The 22,800-nt window shown below is 71.5% G+C and carries 20 protein-coding genes; 12 read left to right on the top strand and 8 right to left on the bottom strand.

Annotated features, from left to right (window positions below; genetic code table 11):
- Positions 1 to 225: 225 nt before the first annotated feature.
- Entirely contained in the window at positions 226 to 1,068 is an 843-nt protein-coding gene (locus ACH4TV_RS23460; protein ID WP_398401106.1) for a (2Fe-2S)-binding protein, read from the bottom strand.
- Positions 1,069 to 1,305: 237 nt separating this feature from the next.
- Here ACH4TV_RS23460 and ACH4TV_RS23455 point away from each other — a divergent pair, with 237 nt between their 5' ends.
- Positions 1,306 to 2,178, top strand: a complete 873-nt coding sequence (locus ACH4TV_RS23455) for a GntR family transcriptional regulator (RefSeq protein WP_398401104.1) — start codon at positions 1,306 to 1,308, stop codon at positions 2,176 to 2,178.
- 90 nt (positions 2,179 to 2,268) lie between these two features.
- Here the strand turns inward: ACH4TV_RS23455 and ACH4TV_RS23450 are convergent, their stop codons facing one another.
- Both ACH4TV_RS23450 and ACH4TV_RS23445 read right to left on the bottom strand, forming a co-directional pair.
- Positions 2,269 to 3,042, bottom strand: coding sequence for a hypothetical protein (locus ACH4TV_RS23450; RefSeq protein WP_398401614.1), 774 nt, complete (start codon positions 3,040 to 3,042; stop codon positions 2,269 to 2,271).
- 203 nt (positions 3,043 to 3,245) lie between these two features.
- The gene (locus ACH4TV_RS23445) at positions 3,246 to 4,934 is read right to left on the bottom strand and encodes a PucR family transcriptional regulator (RefSeq protein WP_398401102.1); all 1,689 of its coding nucleotides are present in this window, start codon (positions 4,932 to 4,934) and stop codon (positions 3,246 to 3,248) included.
- A gap of 262 nt (positions 4,935 to 5,196) precedes the next feature.
- On the opposite strand from ACH4TV_RS23445, the gene ACH4TV_RS23440 reads away from it, so the two are divergent.
- From ACH4TV_RS23440 to ACH4TV_RS23425, 4 genes are all read left to right on the top strand, one after another.
- A complete protein-coding gene (locus tag ACH4TV_RS23440; protein ID WP_398401100.1) occupies positions 5,197 to 6,087 on the top strand; it encodes an FAD binding domain-containing protein in 891 nt (296 codons plus the stop codon).
- Positions 6,087 to 6,683 (top strand): (2Fe-2S)-binding protein, encoded by a 597-nt coding sequence (locus ACH4TV_RS23435; protein ID WP_398401098.1) that lies wholly within the window; start codon positions 6,087 to 6,089, stop codon positions 6,681 to 6,683. Before ACH4TV_RS23440 ends, ACH4TV_RS23435 begins: the two co-directional genes overlap by 1 nt.
- A 1-nt stretch (position 6,684) precedes the next feature.
- Positions 6,685 to 9,084, top strand: a complete 2,400-nt coding sequence (locus ACH4TV_RS23430) for a xanthine dehydrogenase family protein molybdopterin-binding subunit (protein ID WP_398401096.1) — start codon at positions 6,685 to 6,687, stop codon at positions 9,082 to 9,084.
- A 296-nt stretch (positions 9,085 to 9,380) separates the two neighbouring features.
- Positions 9,381 to 10,532, top strand: coding sequence for an XdhC family protein (locus tag ACH4TV_RS23425; RefSeq protein ID WP_398401094.1), 1,152 nt, complete (start codon positions 9,381 to 9,383; stop codon positions 10,530 to 10,532).
- A gap of 17 nt (positions 10,533 to 10,549) precedes the next feature.
- Here ACH4TV_RS23425 and ACH4TV_RS23420 read toward each other — a convergent pair whose 3' ends face one another.
- Entirely contained in the window at positions 10,550 to 10,990 is a 441-nt protein-coding gene (locus tag ACH4TV_RS23420; RefSeq protein WP_398401092.1) for an SRPBCC family protein, read from the bottom strand.
- Between the two features lie 227 nt (positions 10,991 to 11,217).
- On the opposite strand from ACH4TV_RS23420, the gene ACH4TV_RS23415 reads away from it, so the two are divergent.
- Entirely contained in the window at positions 11,218 to 12,480 is a 1,263-nt protein-coding gene (locus tag ACH4TV_RS23415) for a cytochrome P450 (protein ID WP_398401090.1), read from the top strand.
- A 276-nt stretch (positions 12,481 to 12,756) separates the two neighbouring features.
- On the opposite strand, the gene ACH4TV_RS23410 is transcribed toward ACH4TV_RS23415, so the two are convergent.
- Positions 12,757 to 13,008, bottom strand: coding sequence for a hypothetical protein (locus ACH4TV_RS23410; RefSeq protein WP_398401088.1), 252 nt, complete (start codon positions 13,006 to 13,008; stop codon positions 12,757 to 12,759).
- The gene (locus tag ACH4TV_RS23405) at positions 13,005 to 14,369 is read right to left on the bottom strand and encodes a Gfo/Idh/MocA family protein (RefSeq protein WP_398401086.1); all 1,365 of its coding nucleotides are present in this window, start codon (positions 14,367 to 14,369) and stop codon (positions 13,005 to 13,007) included. The genes ACH4TV_RS23410 and ACH4TV_RS23405 overlap by 4 nt, the downstream gene beginning before the upstream one ends.
- A gap of 64 nt (positions 14,370 to 14,433) precedes the next feature.
- On the opposite strand from ACH4TV_RS23405, the gene ACH4TV_RS23400 reads away from it, so the two are divergent.
- From ACH4TV_RS23400 to ACH4TV_RS23380, 5 genes are all read left to right on the top strand, one after another.
- Positions 14,434 to 15,792 carry an ABC transporter substrate-binding protein gene (locus tag ACH4TV_RS23400; RefSeq protein WP_398401084.1) on the top strand — a complete coding sequence of 453 codons (1,359 nt, stop codon included), beginning with the start codon at positions 14,434 to 14,436 and terminating at the stop codon, positions 15,790 to 15,792.
- The gene (locus ACH4TV_RS23395) at positions 15,789 to 16,733 is read left to right on the top strand and encodes a carbohydrate ABC transporter permease (protein ID WP_398401082.1); all 945 of its coding nucleotides are present in this window, start codon (positions 15,789 to 15,791) and stop codon (positions 16,731 to 16,733) included. The genes ACH4TV_RS23400 and ACH4TV_RS23395 overlap by 4 nt, the downstream gene beginning before the upstream one ends.
- The gene (locus tag ACH4TV_RS23390; protein WP_398401080.1) at positions 16,730 to 17,602 is read left to right on the top strand and encodes a carbohydrate ABC transporter permease; all 873 of its coding nucleotides are present in this window, start codon (positions 16,730 to 16,732) and stop codon (positions 17,600 to 17,602) included. Before ACH4TV_RS23395 ends, ACH4TV_RS23390 begins: the two co-directional genes overlap by 4 nt.
- Before the next feature lie 4 nt (positions 17,603 to 17,606).
- A complete protein-coding gene (locus tag ACH4TV_RS23385; protein WP_398401078.1) occupies positions 17,607 to 18,218 on the top strand; it encodes a hypothetical protein in 612 nt (203 codons plus the stop codon).
- Between the two features lie 189 nt (positions 18,219 to 18,407).
- Positions 18,408 to 19,250: a L,D-transpeptidase family protein gene (locus ACH4TV_RS23380; protein ID WP_398401076.1), complete on the top strand. Its 843-nt coding sequence runs from the start codon at positions 18,408 to 18,410 to the stop codon at positions 19,248 to 19,250.
- On the opposite strand, the gene ACH4TV_RS23375 is transcribed toward ACH4TV_RS23380, so the two are convergent.
- Positions 19,165 to 20,358 (bottom strand): Dyp-type peroxidase, encoded by a 1,194-nt coding sequence (locus ACH4TV_RS23375; RefSeq protein WP_398401074.1) that lies wholly within the window; start codon positions 20,356 to 20,358, stop codon positions 19,165 to 19,167. The genes ACH4TV_RS23380 and ACH4TV_RS23375 overlap by 86 nt on opposite strands.
- A gap of 66 nt (positions 20,359 to 20,424) precedes the next feature.
- Here ACH4TV_RS23375 and ACH4TV_RS23370 point away from each other — a divergent pair, with 66 nt between their 5' ends.
- Positions 20,425 to 21,780, top strand: a complete 1,356-nt coding sequence (locus ACH4TV_RS23370; protein WP_398401072.1) for a right-handed parallel beta-helix repeat-containing protein — start codon at positions 20,425 to 20,427, stop codon at positions 21,778 to 21,780.
- A gap of 81 nt (positions 21,781 to 21,861) precedes the next feature.
- Here the strand turns inward: ACH4TV_RS23370 and ACH4TV_RS23365 are convergent, their stop codons facing one another.
- The gene (locus ACH4TV_RS23365) at positions 21,862 to 22,662 is read right to left on the bottom strand and encodes a hypothetical protein (RefSeq protein WP_398401070.1); all 801 of its coding nucleotides are present in this window, start codon (positions 22,660 to 22,662) and stop codon (positions 21,862 to 21,864) included.
- Positions 22,663 to 22,800: the final 138 nt, after the last annotated feature.

The raw sequence follows: 22,800 nt of genomic DNA, 5'->3' as shown, positions 1-22,800 counted from the left end.
GGCGACATTCTGCTCGAACTGCCGCTTGAGGGGCGGGAGTTGAGTTCGAATAAGACTACCCGTACGGGTGGTTCCACGGAAAGTTCCTGCGACAAGTGAGGAACTTGTGAAGTGCCCGTAACCATGGCGAGACTCAGTCGAACATGATCTTACGGCGGGGATCCTACGGCACGTCATGCCGGGCCGTGGGGGAGGGGTGCCGCCGGGGGCACTGCTGAGGGTTCCTCAACTCGCGGCGGCGGCCACGAGCTTGGCGTCCCGGTCGCTCGCGCAGGTGCGCGGGCAGTTGTCGCACAACTCGTCCGGGCGGATCGTGTAGAAGAAGCAGCAACTGGCCCGGTCGCGGGTGGGCAGCGTCGAGCCGTCCGGCGCGGTCGCCTCCCGGAAGCCCGCCGATCCGACGAACGGCCGCGTCGAACCCGGCAGCAGCAGCTCCAACTCCCGCTGTGCGCGGTCCCCTTCGCCGACGGTCTGTCCTATGTAGTGCAGGCCCTCCACGACGTCGTCGGTCACCACACCCCACAGGGCCCGGCCGCGCCGCCGCATCCGTGGCCCGAAACCGCCGAGCACCGGCTCCAGATGCTCGGTGAGGGCCGCCCGCACCTCCCCGCGCAGCGCCTCCTCGTCGCCGACGACCCGAGCACCGGGCAGTTCCGCCGCCGGGTCGCCGGGCAGACAGGCGAAGGCGCCGGTCCTGACGCCGAAGCGCCCCCGGGTGCGGTGGTAGGAGACGTTCTCGACGGGCAGCCGGGGCACCCGGCGGTCCAGGAGCCACGGAACGGTGATCAGCAGGCAGGCGGTCCAGGCGTAGCGGTGCAGCCCGAAACTGGCGACGACGTCCGGCCGGCCCCGCCGGCCGTAGTCCCGCAGCACCTGCTCGTCGTCCCAGGCGAGGAAGGAGTCGAGCTCGCCCTCGCCGGCCGCGAGTCCGGCCACGGAGACCCATCCGTCACCGCTCGGATGCGGCTCGCCGGGTCCCAGTTCGGTGACGGCCGCGTCCGGGTAGGCCTCGGCGAGCCGGTCGTACGCGTCCGCGACGGCGGACCGGGCCTGTGCGGGAGCGGACATGTCGGGACCACCGCATCTCGATAGATCATTCGATAGCTCAAAGGTAAGGCTTACCTTACCCATCATGCCTGTGATGTGATCCGGATTTAACGCCGGATCCCAGCCGATTCGAGCCTGGACCCGAATCGGGATTTGAACTGACGGAATGTGCGCCTATGGTGCTTGACGGGCGAGTAACAACCCGCCGCAATGACCTCAATGGCCATCAAGATGCCATCAAGCCCGGAGGAGGCCCCCGTGCAGCACGCCGGCCCACAGGGCGCGCACGGCTCGCCCGAGACAAGGGTCCAGGCCGAGGGCCCGGCCGCCGTACGTGTTCCGCCGCAGGCCAGAGCGGCGGACGTGGACCGCGGATGGGGTCCCGGGGCGAGCGGGCCGACCGCCCACAGGGACGCCGGCGCCGCGGCCCCGGGCGACGGCGCCCGCGGCGAGCACACGCACAGTGAGCAGCCGATGCCCCGGCCCCGCATCGAGCAGGCGCGCCCCGTCGTCCAGCGTTCCTCCGTGCGCGGCCAGATCCTCGACGCGCTGCGCACCGCGCTCGTCGGGGGAGAGCTGGCACCCGGGGAGGTGTACTCGGCCCCCGTGCTCGGCGACCGCTTCGGGGTCTCCGCGACGCCCGTCCGCGAGGCGATGCAGCAGCTCGCACTCGAAGGCGCCGTCGAGGTCGTCCCCAACCGCGGCTTCCGCGTCGTGGAACGCGGCGCCCGCGAGCTGGCCGAGCTGGCCGAGATCCGCGCCCTGATCGAACTCCCCGTGATGCTGCGCCTGGCCCGCACGGTGCCCGCCGAACGCTGGACGGAACTCCGCCCCCTCGCCGAGGCGACGGTCCGCGCCGCGTCCACCGGCTGCCGGGCCACCTACGCGGACACCGACCGCGCCTTCCACCGCGGGGTCCTGTCCCTGGCCGGCAACGCCCAGCTCGTCCAGATCGCCGACGACCTCCACCGCCGCGCCCAGTGGCCCCTGATGGGCGCAAAGACAACACCAGGCCGAGCAGCACTGATGGCCGACGCCGCGGACCACACCAACTTGCTGGACGCCCTCATCGCAAAAGACGTACAGCTGGTCCAGTCACTGACACGGGAACATGTAACAGGCGCCCACTGACTCGACGGTAGGGGCGCGGGGAACTGCGCGACAAGCCACAACGAACCCGCACCCGCCCCACAACCGAACAACCCCCCACAGCTGGCGCACCTACGCAGACGCAGCCGGCCGCGCCAACTGCCGCGCCAACCACGTCGGCACCCCACCAAGCAACCGGAACAACCGCCCCGCCTCAGCCCGCAACCTCGCAGCCTCCGGCTCGGACTCCGCATCGGCGAGCGACGCCAACGCCGGCGCCGTACCCACCAGATACCCCAACTCCTCACGAATCCGCAGCGATTCGCTGAACCCGTGCCGCGCCTCCGCCAACTCCCCGTCCCGCAGGGCCAGTCCGGCCAGATGACGCCACGTGAACGAGAGCAGCAGTGGATCGGCGTGCGCGGTCGCACCTGCGTGGGCCCGCCGGTACGCGGCCCGCGCCGCCTGCGGAGAACGCGCCAGGTTCTCGGCCAGCAGCCCCCGCCGGAAGTCCAGCACCGCCCGCCCCGACACCCCCGGCGGGATCAGCGCCGCCGCCCGGCCCAGCGCGGCCCGCGCCTCGTCGGCCCGGTCCCGTACGCCGAGCAGCGTCGCCGCGTACGCCAGCTGCCCGCGCTCACAGGCGGCCGCACCCCGCTCCTCGTCGCTCTGGGCCACCGCCTCCGCCGTACGGAGCGCGTCCTCGGCCTCCGCCCAGCCCTGTTCGGTGTAGAGGCACCGCTCCACCAGCAGCGAGGCCCGCTGGAGCGAGGCGTCGGCCGTGGTGGGTTCGAGCAGCGCCGCCGCATCCGCCCAGCAGGCGCGTGAGCGCAGCCGCCATATCGCGGTCTGGAGCGGATCGTCACCAGCAGTCGTTCCGGAACCAGACATGGCGGTGTACGCCACGTTGCCCTCCCCGAGCACGCCATCGAGCTTGTTGAGTGGTGGCGGCATCTCAGCACGAATCCTGGCACTGGGCCAAGGGGGTGGGTGAAGGAATTCACAAAGTCGGGGAAGAGATCGCGCCCGGGTTGCCGTGCGGCCGGTCCCATCCGGCGTGCGGCAGGACCGCGCGCCCTACGCCCCCGTCACTGACCGGCGTCGTGCGATCAACTCATCCGCAACGCCAGGAAGAAGTCCAGCTTGTCCTCCAGCCGGGACAGGTCACGGCCCGTCAACTGCTCGATCCGCCCCACCCGGTACCGCAGCGTGTTGACATGCAGATGCAGCCGCGCCGCGCACCGCGTCCACGATCCGTCGCACTCCAGGAACGCCTCCAGCGTCGGGATCAGCTCGGCCCGGTGGCGCCGGTCGTAGTCCCGCAGGGGATCGAGCAGCCGGGCCGTGAAGGCGCGGCGGACGTCGTCGGGGACGAACGGGAGCAGCAGGACGTGCGAGGCCAGTTCCTGGTGGCCCGCCGCGCACACCCGGCCGGGGCGCGCCGCGGCCACCCGCCGGGCGTGCCGCGCCTCCTCCAGCGCCCCGCGCAGCCCCTCCGCCGAGTGCACTGCCGCGCTGACGCCGATCGTGAGCCGCCCGTCGTCGTCCAGACCCGCCGACAGCGGGTCCCGTACGGCGGCGAGCAGCTCCTCGGCCAGAATTCCCGCCTCCGAACCGTCGTGCTCCGACGACACCGCCGGCAGCGGTACGAGGGCGATCGCCTCGTCCCCCGTATGGGCCACGGCGATGCGGTCGGAGTGCTCCGGTCCCGTCGCATGCGGGTCGACGAGAATTTCCTCCAGCAACGCCTGGGCCACCGGGCCGCCCTCGATCTCGCCGCCGGCCCAGTCCACGCGGGCCACGACCACCTGCCAGTGCGGGGCCGCGCCGAGGCCCGGCAGCAGGACCGGTGCGGCGACCCGCAGCCGGGCCGCGATCTCGGCGGGCGCGGCGCCCGACTGCACCAGCTCCAGGATCTCCTGCGCCAGTCGCCGCCGTACCGTGCGTGCCGCGTCCCGCCGGTCGCGCTCGACCGCGATCAGCTGGGTGACACCCTGGAGCAGGTCGAGCCGCTCCGCCGGCCAGTCCCCGGCGTCCGCCTCGACGGCCAGCAGCCAGTCGGACAGCACGGTCTCGCGCAGGTCCCGTGAGCCGCCCTGCGCGGCGCTGCGACCGTTGCCGCGAACGGGGAACAGGGAGTACGTCGTGCCGCCCACCGCCACCCGGTGGGGGCTGAGCCCACGTCGGCTCCCCGTGCGGGCCGCCGTCAGGTGCCCGGCCGCCAGTGCCGCGCACACGTCGGGGGCCGGCGCCGGCCCCGAGACCTTCGAACCGGCGATGAGCCGTCCGGCGGGGGACAGGACCCAGGCGCGCAGGTCGAGGTCCGAGCCGAGCAGGTCCAGGACCACGTCAGGGCCGCCGCCCGCCGGGCCCGAGATCATCATCCGGCGGTGCCGGTCCACGACCGCGGCCAGATCCCCGGCACGCTCGCCGGACACCTGCCGTACGACATGCTCGGTGATCGTCGCGAACGCCACCGACTCGTGCACCGCGAACAGCGGCAGCCGATGCCGGGCACAGGCCGCGATCAGGTCGTCCGGGACGTTCCCCAGCTCCGCCTCACCGGCGCCCAGGGCCGCGACCCCGGCCCCCGCCAGGAGCCGTACGAACGACTCGGAGTCCGTCGGCTCCCGGCGCCAGGCCAGACCCGTGAGCACCAGTTCGCCGCCCGAGAGGTAACGGCTGGGGTCCCTGAGGTCGGTGGTCATCACCCCGCGCACCGTGCGGTCCAGTTCGTCCTCGCCGCCGAGCAGCCTGAGGCCCAGCGCGTCGGTGTCCAGCAGTGCGCGCAGCCGCATGTCTCGTCGCCGCCGTTCTGTTTGCGAGCCGCGCTTTTCCGCCTGCGCGGCGCTCACTGTTTCCGGGGAAAATCAGAGAGGTTACTGATGGCCCCTGTTCATACGAATCTACAAGACGATCGCCTTGGCCAGCCAACTCCTTCATGGTTTCCGTGACTGACCCCGGCGGAGCACAGCGCTGTGTACTGAATGCATCCCCCGTGAACAGCACATGAACGAGCCATTGGCACGACCTACGCGACGAAGAGGAAAAGAGCCGGTCATGGACTTCCTTCGCCCCGCCAGCTGGGAGGAGGCGCTCGCCGCGAAGGCCGAGCACCCCACCGCTGTGCCGATCGCGGGCGGCACCGACGTGATGGTCGAGATCAACTTCGACCACCGCCGGCCCGAGTACCTGCTCGACCTCACCCGCATCGGAAATCTCTACGAGTGGGAGACCGACGGCGACAGCGTCCGGCTCGGCGCCTCGGTCCCGTACACCGGCATCATGGAGAACCTGCGTGACGAGCTGCCGGGCCTGGCCCTCGCCTCGCACACGGTCGCCTCCCCGCAGATCCGCAACCGCGGCGGCGTCGGCGGCAACCTCGGCACCGCCTCCCCGGCCGGTGACGCCCACCCGGCGCTCCTCGCGGCGGGCGCGGAGGTCGAGGCCGAGTCCGTACGGGGGACCCGGCTGATCCCGATCGACGACTTCTACACCGGCGTGAAGCGCAACGCGCTCGCCCCCGACGAGCTGATCCGCGCCGTCCGTATCAAGAAGGCGGACGGGCCCCAGCAGTACTCGAAGGTCGGCACGCGCAACGCCATGGTGATCGCGGTCTGTGCCTTCGGGCTGGCCCTGCACCCGGAGTCCCGGACCGTCCGTACGGGGATCGGCTCGGCGGCGCCCACACCCGTCCGGGCCAAGGCCGCCGAGGAGTTCCTGAACGCGGCGCTCGACGAGGGCGGCTTCTGGGACAACGGGAAGATCATCACGCCGTCGGTCGCCAAGCAGTTCGCCGACCTGTGCGCGGGCGCCTGCAACCCGATCGACGACGTCCGGGGCACGGCCAGTTATCGCCGCCACGCGGTCGGAGTGATGGCCCGGCGGACGCTGATGTGGACCTGGGAGTCGTACCGCGGCACCGCCGCCCGCACGGAGGGAGTCGCGTAATGCGCGTCAATCTGACGGTCAACGGACGTCCGCAGGAAGCCGACGACGTATGGGAGGGCGAGTCCCTGCTGTACGTCCTGCGGGAACGGCTCGGCCTGCCGGGCTCCAAGAACGCCTGCGAGCAGGGCGAGTGCGGATCGTGCACCGTCCGCCTCGACGGCGTACCGGTGTGCTCGTGTCTCGTCGCGGCCGGGCAGGCGGAGGGCCGTGAAGTCGTCACGGTCGAGGGACTCGCCGACTACGCCAGACAGCGCACCGAGCGTGCGGAGCACGGCAGTTGCGGAACGGGCGCCTGCGGTACGTCACTTGACGCCGCCAAGCAGTGGCAGCCCAAGGGCGGTACCGACTCGCAGACCGGCGAGGGCACCGAACTCGCCCCGATCCAGCAGGCGTTCATCGACGCCGGCGCCGTCCAGTGCGGTTTCTGCACGCCCGGTCTGCTGGTCGCCGCCGACGAGATGCTGGAGCAGAACCCCAACCCGACCGACGCGGACATCCGCGAGGCGCTGTCGGGCAACCTGTGCCGTTGCACGGGCTACGAGAAGATCATGGACGCGGTCCGGCTGGCGGCGGCCCGGCAGGAAGAGGCGGTCTGACATGCCCGGCAAGAGTTCTCCCCTCGGGACGCCCACCAAGGTCACCCAGGGCTCGAAGACCAAGGGCGGCATCGGCGAGTCCACGCTCCGCCCGGACGGCATCCTCAAGGTCACCGGCGAGTTCGCGTACTCGTCGGACATGTGGCACGAGGACATGCTCTGGGGCCAGATCCTGCGCTCCCCGGTCGCGCACGCCGAGATCGTCTCGATCGACACGGCCGAGGCCCTCGCACTGCCCGGCGTCTACGCCGTCATGACGTACGACGACCTGCCGACCGACGTGAAGAACTACGGCCTGGAGATCCAGGACACCCCGGTCCTCGCCCACGGCAAGGTCCGCCACCACGGGGAACCGGTCGCCATCGTCGCCGCCGACCACCCGGAGACCGCGCGCCGCGCCGCCGCCAAGATCAAGGTGGAGTACCGCGAACTGCCGGTCATCACGGACGAGGCCTCCGCGACCGCGCCGGACGCGATCCTCATCCACGACCACCGCACCGACCACCACATCGGCCACGTCGACCACCCGAACATCGTCCACCGCCAGCCCGTCGTCAGGGGCGATGTCGAAGCGGCTCGCGAGCGCGCCGACTTCATCGTCACGGGCGAGTACACCTTCGGCATGCAGGACCAGGCCTTCCTCGGCCCCGAGTCGGGCCTCGCCGTCCCCGCCGAGGACGGCGGAGTCGACCTCTACATCGCCACGCAGTGGCTGCACTCCGACCTGCGCCAGATCGCGCCCGTGCTCGGCCTGCCCGAGGACAAGGTCCGGATGACGCTGTCGGGTGTCGGCGGCGCGTTCGGAGGCCGCGAGGACCTGTCGATGCAGATCCACTCATGCCTGCTGGCCCTTCGCACCGGCAAACCCGTCAAGATCGTCTACAACCGTTTCGAGTCCTTCTTCGGCCACGTCCACCGCCACCCCGCCAAGCTCCACTACGAGCACGGCGCCACGAAGGACGGCAAGCTCACCCACCTCAAGGCCCGGATCGTCCTGGACGGCGGCGCGTACGCCTCCGCCTCCCCGGCGGTCGTCGGCAACGCGGCCTCGCTGGGCGCCGGCCCGTACGTCATCGACGACGTCGACATCGACTGCATCGCCCTCTACACCAACAACCCTCCCTGCGGCGCGATGCGCGGCTTCGGCGCGGTACAGGCGTGCTTCGCCTACGAGGCCCAGATGGACAAGCTCGCCGACGCGGTGGGCATGGACCGGGTCGAGTTCCGCCGCCTCAACGCGATGGAACAGGGCACACTGCTGCCGACCGGACAGGCGGTCGACTCCCCGGCCCCGGTCGCCGAACTCCTGCGCCGCGTCAAGGCGATGCCGTTGCCCCCGGAGCAGCAGTGGCTGGCGGCGGGCGAGGCGGCGGACGTACGACAGCTGCCGGGCGGCCTCTCCAACACCACCCACGGCGAGGGCGTCGTCCGAGGCATCGGCTACGCGGTCGGCATCAAGAACGTCGGCTTCTCCGAGGGCTTCGACGACTACTCGACTGCCCGGGTACGTATGGAGGTTGTCGGCGGCGAGCCGGTGGCCACCGTCCACACGGCGATGGCGGAAGTGGGCCAGGGCGGCGTCACCGTGCACGCCCAGATCGCCCGCACCGAGCTGGGCGTCACCCAGGTGACGATCCAGCCGGCCGACACCCAGGTGGGCTCGGCGGGTTCGACCTCCGCCTCCCGTCAGACGTACGTCACCGGTGGCGCCGTCAAGAACTCGTGCGAGCTGGTGCGCGAGAAGGTCCTGGAGGTCGGGCGCCGCAAGTTCGGTTCGTACCACCCCGCTTGGGCGACGGCCGAGCTGCTGCTGGAGGGCGGCAAGGTCGTGACGGACGCCGGCGAGGTCCTGGCCGACCTGGTGGACGTCCTGGGCGACGAGTCCGTCGAGGTCGAGGCGGAGTGGCGACACCGGCCGACCGAGCCCTTCGACCTCCGTACAGGGCAGGGCTTCGGACACGTCCAGTACTCGTTCGCCGCGCATCGGGCGGTCGTCGAGGTCGACACGGAACTGGGCCTGGTGAAGGTGATCGAGCTGGCCTGCGCGCAGGATGTCGGCAAGGCGCTCAACCCGCTGTCGGTCATCGGCCAGATCCAGGGCGGCACGACGCAGGGCCTGGGCATCGCGGTCATGGAGGAGATCGTCGTCGACCCCGTGACGGCCAAGGTACGGAACCCGTCCTTCACGGACTACCTGATCCCCACCATCCTCGACACCCCGACCATCCCGGTCGACATCCTCGAACTCGCCGACGACCACGCCCCCTACGGCCTCCGAGGCGTCGGCGAGGCCCCGACCCTGTCATCAACTCCGGCGGTCCTGGCGGCAATCCGGAACGCGACGGGCTTGGAACTCACGAAGACACCGGTGCGTCCGGAACACCTGACGGGCACGGCGTAGTCGTCCCCGCGCCCCGAAAGGACAAAGACCCGGCCCTGCGGGCCGAAAAGCACGGGGCGCAGCCCCTGCTTTTCAGGGGCGCGGGGAACTGCGCGAGAAGCCCCACCGCCCGCACCCGACAACGCACCCCACAAGTACCCCCACTCGCCTCGGGCCGTCCCCCGGGTCGTGCACCTTCCCAATCCCCTATGAACCTTGGGAGACGGCACCATGACCCAGCAGTCACTGGAGCAGGAGTCTCTTGCCGGGGACGCGAGCGCGGAGGCCCGCGTTGTCACTGTTAAGGAGACCGAGAGATGCTGGACATCGCCGAAGAGCTGCACTGGTGGGTCGAGCAGGGACGCGACTTCGCCGTGGCCACCGTCGTGGCTGTGAGCGGCAGCGCGCCCCGCCAACCCGGTGCCGCCCTCGCGGTGGACGCCGACGGCACGGCGATCGGCTCGGTCTCCGGCGGCTGCGTGGAGGGCGCGGTGTACGAGCTGTGCCAACACGCCCTGGCAGACGGCGAGGCGGTCGTCGAACGCTTCGGCTACAGCGACGACGACGCCTTCGCCGTCGGCCTGACCTGCGGCGGCATCATCGACATCTTGGTAACGCCGGTACGGGTCGGCGACCCCGTCCGTCCGGTGGTCGCGGCCGCGTTGACAGCAGCGGCGGGCGGTACGGCGGCGGCTGTGGCGCGGATCGTGTCCGGCCCGGGGGAGCTGCTGGGCCGCGCCCTCCTCGTCGGCCCGGACGGTTCGTACGACGGCGGCTTCGGCGCCCACCCCGAACTGGACCGCACGGTGGCGGCCGAGGCGCGCGCCTTCCTCGACGCGGGCCGCACCGGCACCCTGGAGATCGGCGAGCAGGGCTCTCGTTGCGGAGCGCCGATCACGGTCCTGGTCGAGTCGTCGGTCCCGCCGCCCCGCATGATCGTCTTCGGTGCGATCGACTTCGCGTCGGCGCTGGTCCGCATGGGCAAGTTCCTCGGCTACCACGTGACGGTGTGCGACGCCCGCCCGGTCTTCGCCACCCGGACCCGCTTCCCTGAGGCGGACGAGATCGCCGTCGAGTGGCCGCACCGGTACCTGGAACGGACGGACGTGGACGCCCGCACGGTCCTGTGCGTCCTCACCCACGACGCCAAGTTCGACGTACCCCTGCTCCAACTGGCCCTGCGCCTGCCGGTGGCCTACGTCGGCGCGATGGGCTCCCGCCGGACCCACCTGGACCGGAACGAGCGGCTGCGTGAAGTCGGCGTCACCGAGCTGGAGCTGACGCGGCTGCGGTCCCCGATCGGGCTGGACCTGGGCGCCCGTACGCCCGAGGAGACGGCGTTGTCCATCGCTTCGGAGATCGTCGCCAACCGGCGGGGCGGGAGCGGGGTTTCGCTGACCGGGGCGCATACGCCGATCCATCACGACGGTTCCGAGGCCGTAGCGGGCCGCATCGGGTCGGTGGCCTGACGGTCGGGTGACGTCGGTCAGTCCATCCGCAGCAACCGGTTCACCGCCCGCCCGAACACCGACCGTGCCGCCCGCTCCAGCGTGCGGTCGAACAACGACGGCAGCAGGCGTACGTGCAACTCCTCGCGCCAGATCACCCGTGAGCGGCCTCCCGGGCCCGGGCGTACCTCGATCTCCGCCCAGCCCGTGACGACCCGGCCGCGTTTCTCCAGGTGGCACAGGCCCGGGGTGTCGTCGGTCGGGGGGCGCCAGACGGTGACCTCCATGCGGTCGTCGAAGGCGAGGGGGCCGATGCCCGAGCGGGCGACGAAGACCGTGCCCTCGTGGGTCGGCGGGGGCGTGAGCACGGTGACGCGGGTCAGGGGGACCACGGATGCGTGGCGGGGCCACTCCGTGAGCCGGCGCCACGCCTCGTCGAGGGGGAGCGGCACCGTGCGTTCGAGGAGGAATATGGCCACGGCACGATCGTAGGGAACCGGGAGGCCGGCACAGCACGATCCGGCGTCCTGCGGCGCGTGTTCATACGCGACTCACATACATGGCCCGGCCCGGCATTCACGATGTGGCGTACGCCGGACACGGGCTGTCCAATACCTTTGAACACCTTCCGTCTCCGTACGGGTGTACGGCACCATGGGCGCGACCGCGTGACCCGTGATCCGAAACCCTGGCCGGAGGGCACTGCGTGGACCACCAACTGCACGACAGACTCGACGAGTTGCAGAGCGACCCCTATCCGCACTACGCCCGCGCCCGTGACGCCCAGGGCCTCACCTTCGTCGCCGAACTCGACGCCTGGCTGGTCGCCCGGGACGCCGACGTACGCGAAGTGCTGCGCCGTGCCGAGGACTTCTCCTCGGCCGGTTCCCTGCGCCCCGACGTCATGCCGTCGCCCGCCGCGTTCGCTGTGCTGGGGGGCGGTTTCGGCGGCCGGCCCGTCGTCGTCGGCGCGGACGGAGCCCAGCACCAGGAGCTGCGCGCCCCGATCGTCCGCGGCCTCTCGCCCGCCCGGGTCGCCGCCGTCGTGCCGTACGCAGCCGAACGGGCCGCCGCCCTGGTCGACGCGTTCGTCAACGGTGCATCGGGTGAGTCGGGTGAACACAAGGCCGGGCACGTGGAGTTGATGTCCGCGTACGCCCGGCGCCTGCCCGGAGAGGTCATCGGGAGGGTCGTAGGGCTCGATCCCGCCGACATACCGGCCGTCGTACACGGCGGGTACCGTGCCGAGGAGCTCCTCTTCCGCCCGCTGTCCGAGGGCGAGCAAGTGGCCGTCGCCGAGGACGTGGTGGCGACGCAGCACATCCTCGACCGGTACGCTCGGGCCCGGCACGCCGAACCCCGCGAGGACCTCTGCACAGAACTCGTGGCATCCGTCACCGCCGTCACCCCCGGTGACGGCAGCGCCGAACTGACCCTCGACCAACGCCACGAGGTCGTCAGCCACCTCCAGAACCTGCTGATCGCCGGACACCTCACCACCACCGCGCTCATCGGCACGACGGTCCTGCATCTGCTGCGGCACCCGGACCAGTGGGCGCTGCTGTGCGCGGAGCCGGACCGGATTCCGGCCGCCGTGGAGGAGGCCGCCCGGTACGACGCGGCGATCCAGGGATTCCGGCGCGTCACCACCCGCCCGGTCACCCTCGCCGGCACCGAACTCCCGGCCGGGGCAACGCTGTTCGTCGCCTTCGGCGCCGCGAACAGGGACGGCGTACGGCATCCCGGCCCGGACGGGTTCGACATCACCCGCATCCCGGTCCGCCACCTCGCCTTCGGCTTCGGCGCCCACGCCTGCCCGGGCTCACAGCTCGCCCGCGAACAACTCCGCCTCACCCTCCACGAGTTGACCAGCCGCCTGCCGGGCCTCCGGCTGTCCGAGGACCACCCGGTCACCATGCGCCCGACGATGATCCACCGCTCCCCACAGAGCCTGCACCTGACCTGGTAGCGAGGGCGGCCGGACGGCCGTTCACTTCCCGCGCTCCCGCTCCGGCTCGCCTGCCACGAAGGACCGTTGCCTGACCGGCCGTTCGCGAGCCGTCCCAGTACTTCGGGCACCCGTGCCGACTTCCCTGTCGCGAGCGGCCGTTGGCCGGAGGGCCGTCCCGATGGCACGTCCAGTGCCTTCCGCACCCGCCCCGACTTCCGTGTCACGAACGGCCGTTGGCGGGGCGGGTGTCTGCTCGAACGCCCAGTGTTTCCTGCCCCCGCACTGGCTCGCTTCTCACGAAGGACCGTTGGCCGGCTGGTCGTCCGCCGGCACGTCCCACACCCGCCCCGGCTCGCCTGTCACGAAGGACCGTTGCCCGACCGGCCGTTCGCGAGCCCGCCCCAGCACTTCGAGCGCCCGCGCCGACTCCTCTGTCACGAGCGGCAGTTGGCCGGAAGGCCCGTCCGCTCGCATGTCCAGCACTTCCCGCACCCGCCCCGGCTCCCTGTCACGAACAACCGTCAGCCGGAGCGCCCGTCCGCTCACGCGTCCAGCACCTCCCGCACCCGCACAGCCTCCCCCGTCACGAACGACCGGTTGGCCGCCAGCCCCGTCACCAGGGACCGGGCTCCGTCCGTCGCGTCCGCCGCCCGCCCGAGCGGATCGGCGGCGGCAGCCACATCGTCGGCGCGCTCTCCGAACAGGTCCGCCAGCATCCGTACGTCACCGCCGCCGTGACCCCCTTCGCCCGTGCCCACCTTCACCTCGCGGGGCGGCTCCCAGAAGCGCCGCGACAGCAGTTCCGTACGGCCCGGGTCGTCGCCGTGGAGCGCCGGGTTGCCGCCGGTGGCCCGTACGCCGGGGCGTGTCCACATCGACTCCTCGACCAGTAGCTCCAGGCGGCCCTCGCTGCCGTTGAAGGACACCCGGTATCCCTCCCAGGGCGCGTATGCCGTCAGGTGGTAGGTCAGGGTGGCGCCGGACGCGTACCGCACCAGCACCGCCATGTCGTCCTCGATGGTCACGCCGGGGCCGAACACGTTCTGGTCGCGGTGGTAGCCGTCCTCCCGTTCGGCGTCGAGATACAGCGCGGTCAGTTCGGGTGAGTCCGCCAGGTGTACGGCGAAGGGGTCGTCCTGGGCGGCGGGGGAGCCGTGGGCGCGTGTGTAGGGGCGGGCGAGGCCTCGGCGGTGGCCGGCCTCGTCGCCGTAGAAGAAGAGGTTGCCCTGTGCGTAGACCGTCTCCGGTCGCGTTCCGAGCCACCAGTTGACGAGGTCGAAGTGGTGGGTCGCCTTGTGGACCATGAGGCCGCCGGAGTCGGCCTTGTCGCGGTGCCAGCGGCGGAAGTAGTCGGCGCCGTGGCGCAGATCGAGCAGCCACTCGAAGTGCACCGACCCGACCTCGCCGATCTCCCCGGCCGTGATCAGCTCCCGTACCGCTGAATGCGCGGGGTTGTAGCGGTAGTTGAAGGCGACCCGCACCTCGCGGCCGGTGCGTCGCTGCGCGTCCAGGATGCGGCGCGCCCTGTCGGCGTCCGTGGTCATGGGCTTCTCGGTCACCACGTCGCAGCCCGCCTCCAGGGCCCGCACGATGTAGTCGTCGTGAGTACGGTCCACGGAGCAGACCACGACCAGGTCGACCCCCTCCACCCGCAGCATCGACTCGAACTCCCCGGCCGCGTACGCCGGTACGGGAGGCCGGCCCGGATGGTCGGCGGCGAGCCAGGCGTTGTGGACGGCCATGCGGTGCGCGTTGACGTCGCAGAAGCCGACCAGGTCGATCCGGTCCGCGTACGGGCCGGACAGCGCCTGCGTGAACATCCGGGCGCGGGCGCCGAGGCCGACCACGGCACAGCGGCGGCGAGGGCGCCGGTGTGTGGATGCGGTGCACGGGTCTTGTTCTGACATCCGGACCTTCCCTAGGGTCGTTCAAGGGGTGGAAGCGCTTTCTAGTGAAAGAGGTGACCCACTCATGCCCGGAAACAGGACAACGGAGTCCTGGCGATCCCGGAGGCCCTGGAGCTTTCGCAGTTCCCGGCGGTCGCACCGGACCGCTGCCGCTGCTGTCTCCGCCGGTCTGGCCCTCTGTGCCGTACTCACCGGTTGTTCCGGCACGGACGGTTCGACGAGCGCGGGCGGCAAGGTCGTCCTGCGCTACACCTGGTGGGGCAACCCGGACCGGGCGGCCAGGACCGAGGCGGCGGTCGACCTCTTCGAGAAGAAGTATCCGGACGTCGACGTACAGACCTCGTTCGCCGGATACGAGGCCTACAAGCAGAAGCTGGCGACGCAGGCGGCCGGCGGCGACGCCCCGGACGTCATGCAGCTCGACTACCGAATGATCGACCAGTACGCCTCGGGAGGTGTCCTCCTCGACCTCGGTACGCAGCAAGCCGCCCTGAAGACAGGGGAGTTCGAGCCCGGACTGCTCGCCACGGGCCGGCTGAACGGCAAGCAGTACGCCGTCCCGCAGGGACGCGGCACCGAGACCGTCGTCCACGACCCGGCGCAGTGGAAGGAAGCGGGTCTTGAGCCGCCCGCCGACGCCTCGGACGGCGGCTGGACCTGGGAGCAATGGGCCGACACCATGCGGGTGTTGAAGGAGAGGACCGGCACACCCGGCGGCACCGACCCCGGGCAGAGCGAGGACGCCTTCGAGGTCTGGCTGCGCGGCCAGGGCAAGTCCCTCTACACGAAGGACAATGAACTCGGCTTCAGTGTCGACGACTTGACCCGCTGGTGGACCTTCACCGACAACCTGCGCCGCGAGGGCGTCGTCTCGGCCGCCGAGCAGACCACCCAGATCGACGGCTCGGTCGAGAACACCCCGCTCGGCCGTGGCACGGCCTCCTCCGACATGAACTGGGACGCCCCGGCCAGCGGTTACCTCGCCCTGATCCCCGACGGCATCGCCCTCGCACCCATGCCGTCCGGCGCGGACGGAACCCCCGGCCAGTACTTCAAGCCGTCCATGTTCATGGGCATCGCCGCCGACACCGGCAGCCCCCAACAGGCCGCCCAGCTCATCGACTTCATGCTCAACGACCGCGAGGCCGCGGCCGTCCTCGGCGCGAGCCGGGGCATCCCCGTCAACGAGTCGATCCGTGCGGAGATCGCCCCGCAGCTCAAGGACTTCGACAAGACGATCTACGCCTACCAGGCCACCCTCGAAGGAAAGCTCAACACCCCGCCCCAGGCGCCCCCTTCGGGCGACAGCGCCCTCCAGACCACCTTCCAGCGCGACTACGACCAGGTGTCGTACGAGCGCATGTCGCCGCGCGAGGCGGCCCAGGACTACGTCACCGAGGCGAAGGCGGAGCTGAGGTCATGACCACCACCGAGATACCGACCCCCGCCCGAACCGCGAAGCCCACCCCCGTGAAGCGGCCCAAGCGCCAACGCGAGGGCGCCGCCTGGGTGTTCCTGTCACCCTGGGTGCTGGGCGCCTGCGTCCTGACGCTGCTCCCCATGGCGGTCTCCCTCTACCTCTCCTTCACCGACTACGACCTGTTCACCCCGCCCACATGGGTGGGCCTGCGCAACTACACGCAGATGTTCACCGAGGACCCGCGCTACTGGCGCTCCGTCGGCGCGACCCTCACCTACGTCGTCATCGCCGTCCCGCTCCAGCTCGGACTCGCCCTCGTCGTCGCCCTCGCGCTGAAGAACATGAAGCGCGGGCGGGCCTTCTACCGCTCCGCGTTCTACGCCCCCTCCCTCCTCGGCGCCTCGATGTCCGTCGCCCTGGTGTGGCGGGCCCTGTTCAACGAGGGCGGCACCGTCGACAACCTCTTCGGCACCGGCGGCTGGATCTTCAAGCCCGGCTGGGCGCTCGTCACCGTGGCGCTGCTGACGGTGTGGCAGTTCGGCGCGCCGATGGTCATCTTCCTCGCCGGACTCCAGCAGATCCCGGGGGAGTTGTACGAGGCCGCCGAGGTCGACGGCGCGAGCAGATGGCGCCAGTTCCTCTCCATCACCGTGCCCATGCTGTCCCCAGTGATCTTCTTCAACCTGGTCCTCCAGACGATCCAGGCCTTCCAGGTCTTCACCCCCGCCTTCGCGGTCAGCGGCGGCAAGGGCGGCCCCGCCGACTCGACCCTCTTCTACACGCTCTACCTCTACGACCGGGGCTTCGTCGCCTCCCACATGGGCTACGCGTCCGCGATGGCCTGGGTCCTGCTGATCGTCATCGGCGCGGTCACCGCCGTACTGTTCCGGACCTCGCGCTCCTGGGTCTTCTACGCCTCCGACACCGAAGGGGGAGTCCGATGACGACCACCGCAGCCCCAACTCCCGCTGTGCGCAAGCCGGTTGCCTGGCGTCGGATCGCCCTGCACGTCGGCTGCCTGGCCGCACTCCTTGTCATGCTGTACCCACTGGCCTGGCTGCTCGGGACCTCCCTCAAGCCCGCGAACGAGGTCATCGCCAGCCTCGACCTGCTGCCCAGCCACCTGGAGTGGTCCAACTACAAGACAGCGCTCGACGGTGTGAACGACGTCTCCGTCTGGCGCCTGCTCACCAACTCGCTGCTGATCGCGGGCGGCGCGGTCCTCGGCAACGTACTCAGCTGCTCCCTGGCGGCCTACGCCTTCGCGCGCCTGCGGTTCCGCTTCCGGGGGCCGCTGTTCGCGTTCATGATCGCGACGATCATGCTGCCGCACCACGCGGTGCTGATCCCGCAGTACATCATCTTCAACCAGCTCGGCATGGTGAACACGTACTGGCCGCTGATCCTGCCCAAGTTCCTCGCCACGGAGGCGTTCTTCGTCTTCCTCATCGTGCAGTTCATGCGCGGACTGCCGAGGGAACTGGAGGAGGCGGCGCGCATCGACGGCTGCGGCCCGTTCCGCTCCTTCTTCCTCGTCATCCTCCCCCTGACCCGGCCCGCGCTGATCACCACCGCGATCTTCACCTTCATCTGGACCTGGAACGACTTCTTCACCCAGCTGATTTACCTCTTCTCGCCGGACAAGTTCACCCTCACCCTGGCACTCAGGTCGTTCGTGGACGCGTCCAGCACCTCCGCCTTCGGCCCGATGTTCGCCATGTCGGTGATCGCGCTGCTGCCGATCGTGCTGTTCTTCCTGGCCTTCCAGCGGTTCCTGGTGGAGGGCATGGCCAACTCCGGGATCAAGGGGTGAAGCGATGAGTGGCAGCGGTATGCGCACGACCCGTGAGCCGGGCGAGATCTTCGGCCCGCGCATGACGCTCTTCGCCGACGTGCTCAGCGTCGGCCTCGCCACGGCGGTGGCGAGCCTGCCGCTGCTGACCGCCCCGGCCGCGCTCTCCACGGCCTGCGAGGTCCTGCGCGGCACCAGGGAGGACCGCCCGGCCACCGCCGGACGCTACTTCCGCCTCCTGGGGCAGCGCCTGCGCGTCGGCGACCTCGTCGCCGGGCTCGCCGCCGTGACGGGGGTCCTGCTGGTGCTGGCCGACCTGGCGCTCGCCCGCACCGGCCTGCCGGGCGGGCCGGCCTTCGCGGCCGTCGCCGCCGCGATCGGCGCGTACGCCGCCGTGACCGGCCTGCGCGCCTGCGGACGCCCCGAGTCGCTCACCGACTGGCCGTCCGCCGTACGCCATGCGGCCCGGGACACCGCCCGCGACCCGGGCGGCAGCGCCCTCGTCCTGCTCGCCCTCGCCACGGCCGCCCTGTGCGCCTGGATGCTGCTCCCGCTCGCGTTCCTGGCGCCGGGACCTCTGGCGATGGCCCTCACGGCGATCGACGTCCGGGGCGTCGCACGCACCCGCTCGGGCTAAGCGCTCCGCGGGAAGTGCGGTACTGAGGGCGCGGGTCCGTTGTGGCTGGTCGCGCAGTCCCCAGCGCCCCTTCGGGGGCGCGCTGAGCGCACCGGAGTTCGCCGGCCCCGCCCGCTCCGGGCAAACCCGCCCCGCCGAAGTGACGTATCCCTGGGAGGAGGACGCTTGTCGGCCCGCTGAGGAGGCGCTGTGGCTGGATCCCGAGTCCGTACCCCTCGTACTCGTCCTCGAAGTCGTACGAGGGGTGCAGTCGCCCTGGCGCTTCTCCTCCTGGGAGCTCTCGCGTCGCCGGGAGTCGCCACGGCCGCCGCACCCTCGCCCTGCGAGGCCGGGACCGGCCCCTACCAGCGCGAGCTGGAGCGGCACCTGAAGCTGACCGTGGACGGACGGCAGACTCCTGCCGACTGCGAGGCCGTCCGCACCTTCCAGAGCCGCAACGGGGTGCAGCCCGCCGACGGATACGCGGGTCTGACGACCTACCGCACGATGCTCGTGGTCGAGGCACGGGCCAACCCGAACGCCGCCAAGAACTGTCCCGTCCGCACGTACCGCATCGCCTGTGTCGATCTGACCCGGCAGCTGATGTGGGTGCAGACCGGGAGCCGGGTGGTGTACGCGCCCGTGCCCATCCGCTCCGGACGCGACGGCTACGAGACCCGGACCGGCTCGTACACCGTCTACTGGCGCAACCTCGACCACTACTCGGACCTGTACGACAACGCGCCCATGCCCTACTCCCAGTTCTTCAGCGACGGCCAGGCCTTCCACGGCACCCCCGGCGACCTGTTCACCGGCGGCTCCCACGGCTGCGTCAACCTGCGCCTCGACGACGCCAAGCGGCTGTGGAACACCCTTGCCCAGGACGACTCCGTCTACGTGTGGGGCGTCAAGCCGGGCACGGAACGGAAGTTGGTGCCGCAACCCGAACGGGAGTACGTGGACCCGGCTAGCCCAGCAGACGTGCGCCCAGGTCCTCGCCCGGAAGGGCACCCGGAAGGACGTACGCCACCGCCGAACCCCGGTGCTCGGTGAAGCGGCTCAGCTCGTCCGTCGCCGTCATCCGGTGCTGGACGCGGACGAACAGCGCCGGGTCCCGCATGAAGGCCAGGAACAGCAGCCCCCGGTCGTCCGGCCCCGCGTCGTAGTTGTAGCCCCGGCGCAGCATCCGGGCGCCCGCGTCCAGACGCGGACTGGCCGCCCGTACGTGCGACCGCAGCGGGATCACGTACCGGCCCTGCGGGGTCTGCGCGAAGATGTCCACGTCGTCGTGCTCGTGCCGGTGCCCCAGCGGCGCCCCACTCACGCGATGCCGCCCGATGATCTCCTCCTGCCGCCCCGTACCGAGCCGTGCGAACTCGGCCACGCCGATGTGGATGCGCCGTACGACGAGGAACGTGGCGTCGTCGGACCACACCCAGCGCTCGCACTCCTGGGGCGTCGGGTTCTCCGTGCCGTCCTTGAAGCCGAGCTGGTTGCGCGGGGTCTGCCCGGCGGGCGTCGGCGGCAGGAACCCGGTCTGCCGCCAGCGCGGGCGCAGGGTGTCGCCGGCGAGCCGGGTCAGCGCGGTCGCGGCGGCCGCCGTGGTGCGCGGGTCGTCGGCGCAGAGCTGGAGCAGCAGATCGCCGCCGCCGTACGCCGGGTCGAGCCGGTCGTCGGGGAAGGGCGGCAGCTCGCGCAGCGCGGGCGGCGCGCCGACGCAGAGGAGCTGGGGGAGACGGGGGCCGATCGCCACGGTCGCGGTGAGGGTGAGCCGGGATCTACCGGCCGTTCTGTGAAGTTCCGTTGCCCGTAGGGGACTTGGGGGTGGGAGTTCGCCGTCCAGGACCTCTGCCAGCGCCCGTGTCCAGCGGCCGAAACACTCCCGCAGGGCGCGTACGCCGCCGGCTCCCCGTACCGCGGGGACGAGGTCGTACGCCGTGATCAGGGCGGCGGACTGCTGAGGGGTCGTCACACCGGCCTGGCGCGGGCCCCGGAAGCGGAAGGGCGGCGGGCCGGCGGTGGCGGGCAGTGAGCGCGGACCACTCGTGCAGCCGGAGGCGGTCGCGGTGAGGGCGGTGAGGGCTGCGGCGCGGGTCAGGACGGCCCGGCGGGCGGGGTCCGACGCGCCGTCGGGCGTGGGGAAAGCGGCATGTGCTGTCATAAGAGTGAAAGGGACGATACATCTGCGATCGTGCTAAACATTCTGTTTCCACGAATCGGACGAACCGTGTCCCGTGCGTCCCGTGTGGCCCGTGTGGCCCGTGCGTTCCGGGGGTTGCTCGTCGCCGCCTTCCTTCTCACGGGTGCCACCGGCTGCGCCGGTTCCTCGTCCCAGGGCTCCGGCGGCGCCGCGTCCGCGCCTGTCGTCCGGGTGCCGCAGGACACCAACTCCCTTCAGGACGCGGTCGACCGGGTCAGGGAGGGCGGGCTGGTGCTGGTGGCCCCCGGTGTCTACCAGGAGAGCGTCACCGTCTCGAAGGCACGGGTCGTGCTGCGCGGCCTCGACCGCTCCCGGGTGGTCGTCGACGGGGAGTTCGAGCGCGCCAACGGCATCACCGTGACCGGCGCGGGCTCCGTCGTCGAGAACCTGACCGTCCGCAACCACCTCGCCAACGGCCTTCTGTTCACCGGCGTCACCGACCCGGACGCCCTGGAGGCGGGCCGCGCGGGCGGCTCGGCGTACGACCCGCTCGACACCGTCAAGTTCCCCCCGCTGAAGGGCTTCCGGGCCTCCTACGTGACCGCGTACAACAACGCGCTGTACGGCATCTACGCCTTCGACGCCCGCAACGGGGTCATCGAGCGCTCGTACGCCTCCGGGCACGCCGACTCAGGGATCTACGTCGGCCAGTGCCGCCCCTGCGACACGGTCGTCCGGCACAACACGGTCGAGCGCAACGCGGTGGGCCTGGAGGTCACCAACGCCTCCGAACGGCTCTACCTGCTGGGCAACCGGGCGAGCCGCAACCGGGTCGGTCTGACCCTCAACTCCAACGACCTGGAGGCACTCGGCCCGCAGCACGGCGCCGTCGTCGCGGGCAACACCCTCACCGACAACAACGACGCCGCCGGTCCCGAGCAGGCCGACGGCGGCTTCGGCATCGGGGTCGGCACGGGCGGCGGGCGCGCCAACGTCCTGGAGCGCAACCTGATCAGCGGCAACAAGGCCGCCGGGGTGCTGCTGAGCGACGTACAGGGCTACCCGGCACGCGCCAACACCGTGCGCGCCAACCGGGTCACCGGCAATGGCACCGACCTCGTCCTCGCCACCGGCACCCCGGCCGGCAACTGCTTCACCGACAACGCCGAGTCACGCACAAGCCCGGCCCGCCTGCCCCGCGAGGCGAGATGCGCCAAGGGAGCGCGCGGCGCCGCCCGAACGGAACCGGACACCGGCCTGGTACGCGACCCCCTGGGCCACCCGACTCCGGTCCAGCCACCCCCGGGCATCTCCTTCCAGGACGTACAGGCACCACCGAGCCAGCAGTCGATGCCCGCCGCTGATACGACTCCGGCCCGCCCGGCAGTAGGCCTGCCGGGCAAGGTGACTCCGGGCGACTTCCTGTTGCCGGGCGCGCCTTAGGGGCGCGGGGCTGTATCGATTTGCGGCTCCGCCGCGTGGGCGCGACAAGCCCCAACGAACCCGCACCCGCCACACCACCACTCACCGCTCCCCCCAAGGCGCACCCGGCACTTCAACCCCCCGCACCCGCACCCCGCCGAGGTCCATGGTGATAGTCCGGCCCTTACCAAGATCAACCCGTACACGCCGAAGATCGCCCTCGTCGCCAATCCAGTACGACAACGGGGACCGGTCCGCGGCCGGGCGGGCCGGGGACGCGGACGCCCGGGGCCGCGGCCCCGAGAAGACGTCGTACCGGCGCCCGTCAACGCGCTCGTCGCGCAACCGCAACGGCCCGGCCTGCGCCAGCAGCTGCGCGTTGTCGGGCCGGTCGGCGCCCAGCGACAGGGCCAGCTTCAGGGCCGTGTCCAACGGCGCCGCACCGAACGCACGGCGCGTCCACGCCTCCGGCTTCAGCCGCCCCGCCGCACGCACCGCACCCTCGGCGGGAGACATGGTGGTGGCCCCGGCGGCCACCACCAACCCGCTCGGGTCCCAGGCGAGCAGGCCGCCGTCCGGGCGTCCGGCGCCCGTCACCTCGTACCGTCCGACCGCCCGGTGCCTGCGGTGGTCGACGACGGCGCGTACCACGGCCCTGCCGTCGCCCGACTCCGCGCGGACGGTGATCTCCGAGGGACTGACCCGGTACGTGCGGAAGCGGGCCAGGGCCATGCGCTGGGCCTCGTCGGCGGACAGGGGCCGGGGGCCGGGATCGCCGCCGCCGGTGAGGAGGAGGCCCCCGCAGGCCGCCGCCGTGAGGACGCCCACCGCCCACCAGGTCCGGGCCCTGGGCCGCCGTACCGTTCGTGTCCTGCCGCTGGTGCCACTCCTGATGCGTCGCATGGGTCGTCTCTACATGCGGGCGGGGGGGGGGGCCCGGGGGGGCCCCCCCCCCCCCCCCCCCCCCCCCCCCCCCCCGGCGGGCGCCCCCCCCCCCCCCCCCCCCCCCCGGCGGGGGGGGGGGGGGGCCCGCCCCCGCCG

It is taken from the genome of Streptomyces sp. NPDC020898, assembly GCF_044333925.1.
In the GTDB taxonomy this organism is placed as follows: domain Bacteria; phylum Actinomycetota; class Actinomycetes; order Streptomycetales; family Streptomycetaceae; genus Streptomyces.
Note: the sequence above shows the minus strand (reverse complement) of the source record. Positions and strands in the feature narration are given on the sequence as shown.

Bases quoted from the DNA above. Each gene is read 5' to 3' on its own strand.
- ACH4TV_RS23460 (WP_398401106.1), bottom strand. From the start codon at position 1,068: ATGTCCGCTCCCGCACAGGCCCGGTCCGCCGTCGCGGACGCGTACGAC.
- ACH4TV_RS23445 (WP_398401102.1), bottom strand. From the start codon at position 4,934: ATGCGGCTGCGCGCACTGCTGGACACCGACGCGCTGGGCCTCAGGCTG.
- ACH4TV_RS23440 (WP_398401100.1), top strand. From the start codon at position 5,197: ATGGACTTCCTTCGCCCCGCCAGCTGGGAGGAGGCGCTCGCCGCGAAG.
- ACH4TV_RS23435 (WP_398401098.1), top strand. From the start codon at position 6,087: ATGCGCGTCAATCTGACGGTCAACGGACGTCCGCAGGAAGCCGACGAC.
- ACH4TV_RS23430 (WP_398401096.1), top strand. From the start codon at position 6,685: ATGCCCGGCAAGAGTTCTCCCCTCGGGACGCCCACCAAGGTCACCCAG.
- ACH4TV_RS23425 (WP_398401094.1), top strand. From the start codon at position 9,381: ATGCTGGACATCGCCGAAGAGCTGCACTGGTGGGTCGAGCAGGGACGC.
- ACH4TV_RS23405 (WP_398401086.1), bottom strand. From the start codon at position 14,369: ATGTCAGAACAAGACCCGTGCACCGCATCCACACACCGGCGCCCTCGC.
- ACH4TV_RS23400 (WP_398401084.1), top strand. From the start codon at position 14,434: ATGCCCGGAAACAGGACAACGGAGTCCTGGCGATCCCGGAGGCCCTGG.
- ACH4TV_RS23395 (WP_398401082.1), top strand. From the start codon at position 15,789: ATGACCACCACCGAGATACCGACCCCCGCCCGAACCGCGAAGCCCACC.
- ACH4TV_RS23390 (WP_398401080.1), top strand. From the start codon at position 16,730: ATGACGACCACCGCAGCCCCAACTCCCGCTGTGCGCAAGCCGGTTGCC.
- ACH4TV_RS23385 (WP_398401078.1), top strand. From the start codon at position 17,607: ATGAGTGGCAGCGGTATGCGCACGACCCGTGAGCCGGGCGAGATCTTC.
- ACH4TV_RS23375 (WP_398401074.1), bottom strand. From the start codon at position 20,358: ATGACAGCACATGCCGCTTTCCCCACGCCCGACGGCGCGTCGGACCCC.
- ACH4TV_RS23365 (WP_398401070.1), bottom strand. From the start codon at position 22,662: ATGCGACGCATCAGGAGTGGCACCAGCGGCAGGACACGAACGGTACGG.